The organism is Rhodopirellula sp. JB055 (assembly GCF_043100905.1).
Lineage (GTDB): Bacteria > Planctomycetota > Planctomycetia > Pirellulales > Pirellulaceae > Rhodopirellula.
Genome location: NZ_JBICHO010000074.1, coordinates 1 through 6360, shown reverse-complemented (window position 1 = coordinate 6360; position 6360 = coordinate 1). Strand labels below are relative to the sequence as shown.

Annotated in this window: 2 protein-coding genes and 1 pseudogene; all 3 read right to left on the bottom strand. The window is 58.3% G+C overall.

Annotation, left to right across the window (positions count from 1 at the left end; translation table 11 throughout):
- Positions 1–275 precede the first annotated feature (275 nt).
- Positions 276–2618 (bottom strand): serine/threonine-protein kinase, encoded by a 2343-nt coding sequence (locus ACF8AM_RS02915; RefSeq protein WP_392554194.1) that lies wholly within the window; start codon positions 2616–2618, stop codon positions 276–278.
- An 89-nt stretch (positions 2619–2707) separates the two neighbouring features.
- A complete protein-coding gene (locus ACF8AM_RS02910) occupies positions 2708–3712 on the bottom strand; it encodes an NAD-dependent epimerase/dehydratase family protein (RefSeq protein WP_392554193.1) in 1005 nt (334 codons plus the stop codon).
- A gap of 915 nt (positions 3713–4627) precedes the next feature.
- Positions 4628–6360 (bottom strand): annotated as a pseudogene (locus ACF8AM_RS02905) (VWA domain-containing protein); the annotation flags it as partial.

The window sequence follows — 6360 nt, the reverse complement described above, 5'->3', positions numbered from 1 at the left end:
CTCTACGTCAAGCTCACCCGCGATCGCGCAACGCCACTCGACGACTCCACGCCAGCACGCCAGCACGCGAACAGTTGAGGACAACTGTTCTACTCTGGCTGAACGCTCCTCTGCGTCTCCGCGACTCCCCGCCTCTGCGTCAAGCTCGCTCGCGTTCGCGTCATGCCACTCGACGATCCCACCCCAGCACGCGAACAGTTGGGGACAACTGTTCTACTCTCCCTCTGCGTCTCCGCGGCTCACCGCCTCTGCGTCAGATTTCTTTGGAGCGTTCCCTACCCCAGCGTCATCGTCTCGATTCGCTCTTGTTGCGGAGCGGGTGACTCGTCTTCTTTGGCGGCGCGACGTTCGTCTTGTGTGGTCACTCGGCGCACCACCCACCACAGAAACAATGTCATGCCCAAGATCGATGCGATTGCGAACGCCCCTTCGAACAACAACGATCGCCGAAGTTCTGCCACCGGCCCCAGCACTTCCGACAAGCGATACTGAACCAGCACGAGCAAATCGGTTTGCCCCGCTGTCCCTGGCGGCCGGCGTCGATCAGAGCCACCCTGTTCGCGGCGCCCGCCCTCCCTGTCCGCAGGCGGCGCCGCATGCGTTGGCCGAGGCAGAGTGACTGGTTCCATGGCAGCGATCCACTCACCACCAAATCCGTTGCCAATCGACGCCTTGGCCATCGGGTCGCGATAATCGACGTCACCACCTTCGAGCAATCGATCCATCGTTGCGCCGTCGACCTGGTAACTCTTGTCCGAGAACGCCTGACGTTTTTCTCGCAGTTGATCCATCAAGGGATGCTGCAACACCGTCCCTCGCAGATCCCCTTCCCGAGCCTCCACCAACACCGCGACTTGGCTGGGGTTGTCTTCATCCGATTGGTCACCGGACCCCGCCCGCTGCAACAATTGGAAGTCGCCCAGATTGATGGTCGCCACGAACACAGCGTCCGGGTTTCGGTCCGGTGTCTCGCGACGCCCGCTGAGCACGACGCTGCCATCTTCCAACCAAAGCGGCGTGCTGATCGCGACCTTCCACATCTTCGTCGCGGTGCTTTGAAACGCGGAACTCAAGTGCGTGTGCCGAAGTGGCTCCACGGATTCCATCGGAATGGTCGACGGATAGTCGTCTTTGCGACCGGTGTAATAAGTCCGATACGCAAAGTTGCGTCCAACGCTGTTCTGCTCTCTCGGAACCGACTTCCCATACACGATCGTCATGATCGTTCCCGCGCGGTCGGTTACAAACATCGTCGCCAATCGCTGACGAGGCTTGCCCGGTTCAGACGGTTGGCGGTACTGAGCCAAACGTTCCGAGAGATATTCATCCAAACGCAATTGAGCCGGGTGCTCGAGCAAAACATCTCTCGCTTCGAGAGCATCTTTTCGCACGAGCGCATCGACGGGACTGGATGACGACGCAATCCGCTCCAACACGGGTTTGGACGTTTCTCCTTCAATCAAATCGGCGAGCAGGACTTCGAACTTCTCTCGCTGAGCCTCCTCGTGCACCAAATCGAAGTAGCGTTGAATTTCCGTTTCCAACGTTTGAGCGGCCAAGCGAGCCGCGAATTGGTTGCTGCCAAACGCTTCGGTGCGTAGTTCTTTTGTCGCGGTTCGCGTGGCCAAATCAATGCTGCGTGCACCGAAGAAACACGTCGCCAAAATCAACAGCAACGGCCCAACAATCCCCAACAACATCAACGGTCGCCGCGAACGCGATTTGTCACGGTGATGCAAGTCGTCCAAGATCTGCTGAACGTTGCTGTAGCGAGACTCTGGATTGACCTCCAAGCAACGCTGCAAAATTTTCTTGAGTGAACGATCGATGTCTCGCCGTGGAAGCTGTTCCGCGGCAGGCGGCGCCAAAGCAATCGCCTCGCGATAACGCGCCAATCGACCCGGCAACGATCCCGCGGTATCCAACTGAGACAACAAGGCTTGGTCTCGGTGCGGTGCCGACCCAGCCAACATCCGAAACAAGATTGCTCCTGCCGCATACACATCCCATCGCGCATCCGGTGACGATTGAAAATCGGCTTGCTCGGGCGCCATGTAAAACAGCGTTCCCATGGCAGGAGTTTGGTCGTGTGACATTCGGCTTTGACCAAAGTCAGCCAGTCGCGGTTCATTGTCAGCGGCCAACAAAACATTCGCGGGCTTGATGTCGCAGTGCAGCACGCCTTTGCCGTGGCAATGATTCAGTCCAATCAAAATCTTTCGAAACAGATCGACGGCTTCCGCAACCGGCAACCTTCCGCGCCGGACCAGCATGTCTTCCAGAGAACCGCCTTCGATCAATTCCATCACGTAGTAAGGCGGGTCCGCGTCCCAGCCGACTTCGAGGACTTGCACCACATGTCGATCCGCCGACAACTGAACCAGGTTCTTGACTTCCCGCGAGAGCAACGACCAGTTCACACCGCCCCGGTGCAAGTAAAACTTGACCGCCACACCGCGTCCGGTGTTGATGTCACGCCCCACCCAGACTTGCCCAAACGCACCAGCCCCGAGGAAACGCTGCAAACGCACACCGGGCACTTCCGCCGGCGGCATCGTCGCCCCCATCGACAACCGACGCGCAGCAGCCTGACCACCGATCGTCTGCGACTCGGTCATCGGCTCCCGTGCGGATTCCGAACCACGCGAGTTGCCCGAGTCATCGGATGGCGGCCCAAGTGACGAGTCCCCGGGAAGTGGTGGCGTATTCACCCGCTTTTGACCTGAGAAGAAGAACGTTGCGTCGCGGCTTCAATCAATTTGGCGAGTCCCTCGCGGAGCGGTGTGAGTTCGCGACCCAGGATTTTTTTCATCTTGGTAATGTCAGGGCAACGGCGAGTCATGTCGCCCTCGGGAAGCGGCGGCAAGTGCACCACCTTGGAGGAACTGCCGGTCATTTCGATCACCGTTTCCGCCAACGATTTGATGGTCATCTCGATGTCGCTCCCGACATTGATCGTTTCGCACGCCCAACTCGGATCCTCTAAGACACGAGTGGTCGTGTCCAGGTTGTCATCCACAAAGCAAAACGTTCGTGTTTGCATCCCGTCGCCGTACACCGGAATATCCTCGCCCGCGAGCGCCGCGGCGATGAACTTCGGCACCACAAAGTCAGTCGTTTGCTTCGGCCCATAGGTATTGAAAAACCGAAACACGTTGAACGGCAACCCGAACTCTTGGTGGTACGACCGAAAGTACGACTCGCCTAGATTCTTGATGATGGCGTAAGGCAACCGCGAATTCAGTGGCGTGGTCTGCTCGTGTTGCGGCATCTCCACCGGTTCGCCATAAACCTCACTGCTGCTGGCGTAAAACACGCGACCGACGCCCGTGTTTTTGGAAAGCGACAACACATTCCGGATCCCATCGATGTCTTCCAACACCGCGACGGGGTTGGCCAACGTCCGCTGAACACCCACCAGCGCCGCGTAGTGGAACACCGCATCGAAGCGTGTGGCCGTCATGATTGGCGACAGATCATCCAGTCGGTTCACGTCGGCTTTGATGAACCGAACGTTGGTTGCCGATGCGGGAGGCAACTTGGAACGATCTCCAGTGACCAAGTTGTCGACCACGACGACTTCGTTGTCAGGCGATTCGGCCAATCGGCACGCCAACGATCCGCCGACGTTGCCGGCACCGCCGGTGATCAAGATTTTTCGTTGCGTCTGCGTCATGGTGATCATCAAAGAGAAGAGAAACTCAACCGACAATCATAGCTTTTTGACGTCTCGCTCGCGACGCGTGAAAAAATGGCAGTTCTCAGGCGTGATCGATACACAGGCCGTGACCAATTGCCTGCATTGGCTCGACGGGCCAGTCGCCAACGAGAAGCAGTTTGTCGACTTGCTCGAGTTCACAACCCGAAGCGTCAGCGAGGGACCCACCGGCTCGTTGCAATGGCACGCGGTCCCTCGCTGACGAGTCGGGTGAGGAAAAAACCAATGCCTCACGTAAAAGCGCAACTTCAATACGGACGCGCCGGGTGAGGATGCAAGCGATTGGGCACTCGGCGGCCGCACGCCCGAACTCTCTCGCGATCGCGTTTGACGGCTAGACAGTTCCACCCCAGCACGCGAACAGTTGAGGACAACTGTTCTACTCTGTTTGAACGCTCCTCTGCGTCTCCGCGACTCCCCGCCTCTGCGTCAAGCTTTCCCGCGATCGCGTTAGACGGCTCGACAGTTCCACCCCGACACGCGAACAGTTGGGGACAACTGTTCTACTCTGGCTCCGCCAAAGGCGAGTGTGACAAGTGTAGAACAATTGTCTCCATTGTTCCGCCGGACCAGTCGCCAACGACGAGCGGTTTGTCGACTTGCTCGAGTTCACACCCCGAAGCGTTAGCGAGGGCCCCACCGACTCGTTGCGATGGCACGCGGTCCCTCGCTGACGCGTCGGGTTAGGAAAAACCAATGCCTCAAGTAAAAGCGCAACTTCAGAACGGACGCGTCGGGCTAGGATGCAAGCAACAGGGCCACTCGGCAGCCTCACGCCCGAACTCTCTCGCGATCGCGTTTGACGGCTCGACGAGTCTCGAACTGGCGTCAAGACCAAGGACTCGTCGCCTCGTCCACTACGAAAAACCCTGACGTCTCGCTTTGCCCGACCACTGGATGAACGAGCGGCTAAGCCAGACGATGCAGACGACGTGTCACCCATTCAAAGGTCAGCACGGATGCGATCAACCACATCAGCACGGCGTTGCGACGCAGCGTGAACGCTGAGTCCGGCGTGCCAGCCAACAACGTGACTTGCGATTGCGGGACGATGGCCTCGGACAACGTCGCTTGAACATCGCTCATCGACGTCGACTCATCCACTGGAACATATTCCCCGCGGGTCGCCGACGCCAAGTTCATCAATTCATCGTCAGCTCGACGTGGTCGTTCCAGCTCACTGGTCGGCAAGCGAACCTGCACACTTTGGCGAAGAAGTTGTTCATCCAAAGCGTCACCGACGGCCAATTGAATCTCGTAGCCACCACTTTTGGTCGCGACAAAGTTGCCGGTGTACGTGCCACCGCGTGGCGAATCCGCGGCCGGGGTCAGCTTGAGATCCTTGATCTTGCCGTCGGGAGCCAACAATTTCGCGGTCACGAACGGTTCCGTCAGCGGTTGAAACTGGTCGTCAACCAAGACGGCTCGAAGCGTGATGTTCTGTCCCACCATGGCTCGATCAGAGTCCACCAACAACACGCCGCGATTGCTGTCTCGCAACAACCGACCCTCGCTGACCCAGCGAATCAGTTTTGTGTAGTAGCTGTCGAAGTAACGATCGCCGGCGGCACGCAACCGCCACACTTCGCCACTGCCCTGGAAGAAAACTCGACCAGCACCATAAAACTGGCTCGCCATGAAGATCGGCAAACTGCCGCTGACTTCCGTCGTCGGGTCCGAAAAGTAAGCGTAGACCTTGGCACCGGGCTTCGCGCTTTTGACGCCAACGTAATCGTAGAAGCCACCGTATTCCTCCCAGATTTCAAAGCTCTCTTCGGGCGAATCCGCCACCCAGAGAAACTCAGCCTGGGATGATTCCGGCGTGAACTGCAACGGCCAGGCCTCGGAACCGCCTTGGCGACCACCACCAAGCAACGGACCACGAGTTGCCAAGTTAACGGGAAAGAAAGCACCGATTTGACTGGACCGCGAGTCAGATCGATCGCCTGAAATCTTTGGGTGGAAAACCGGGCCGGCCACCAAGACCAAACCACCTGCCTGCTGAGTCAAAAAACGATCCATCAAATCAAGCGAAGCGGAATCAATCGCCGACCAATCGGGATCGAACATCACCACCGCGTCGTAGTCAAACAACTCTTCCGCCGTTTCAGGGAACCGGGCCAACAACTCGTCCGCGTCCTGGCTCATTCCCTTGCCCCCAGTCTGCAACCAGACATCAAGCTGCACCGACTCATCGCGATACAACAGGTTCCGCACGAAGCGATATTCCCGTGTTGGCCCACCGGCAATCGCCAACACGCGTAACTTGCGAGCGACCACTTCATAGCGAGCCGTTTGCATGTTGTCGGTTGCGTTGCGATCTTCAGCAGGGGCCACGCCCCGAACCGCCAATCGCCGACGACCGACGGTTTGTGGCTCGATCTCGAAGCGAATGTCCGTGAGTGTCGCGTCGGGTTCCAACTTGACACGTTGAGTTTCCAAGACTACACCGCCTGGCAAACTGGATACTGCGGCCGAATCCCCAGGTTCACCGGCGGAACTTCCGTCGCCGGCGTCGAGTGCGTCGACTAATTCCACATCGACTTCCAATGGAGCGGTCCCAGTGGCCTGCAACACCGATGCGACCACAAATTTGTCACCGGGGTAAACGCGACGCGGGACCTCCAAATCGACCACGCGAA

Coding starts and splice junctions, on each gene's coding strand:
- ACF8AM_RS02915 (WP_392554194.1), bottom strand. CDS start 2,618: ATGACCGAGTCGCAGACGATCGGTGGTCAGGCTGCTGCGCGTCGGTTG.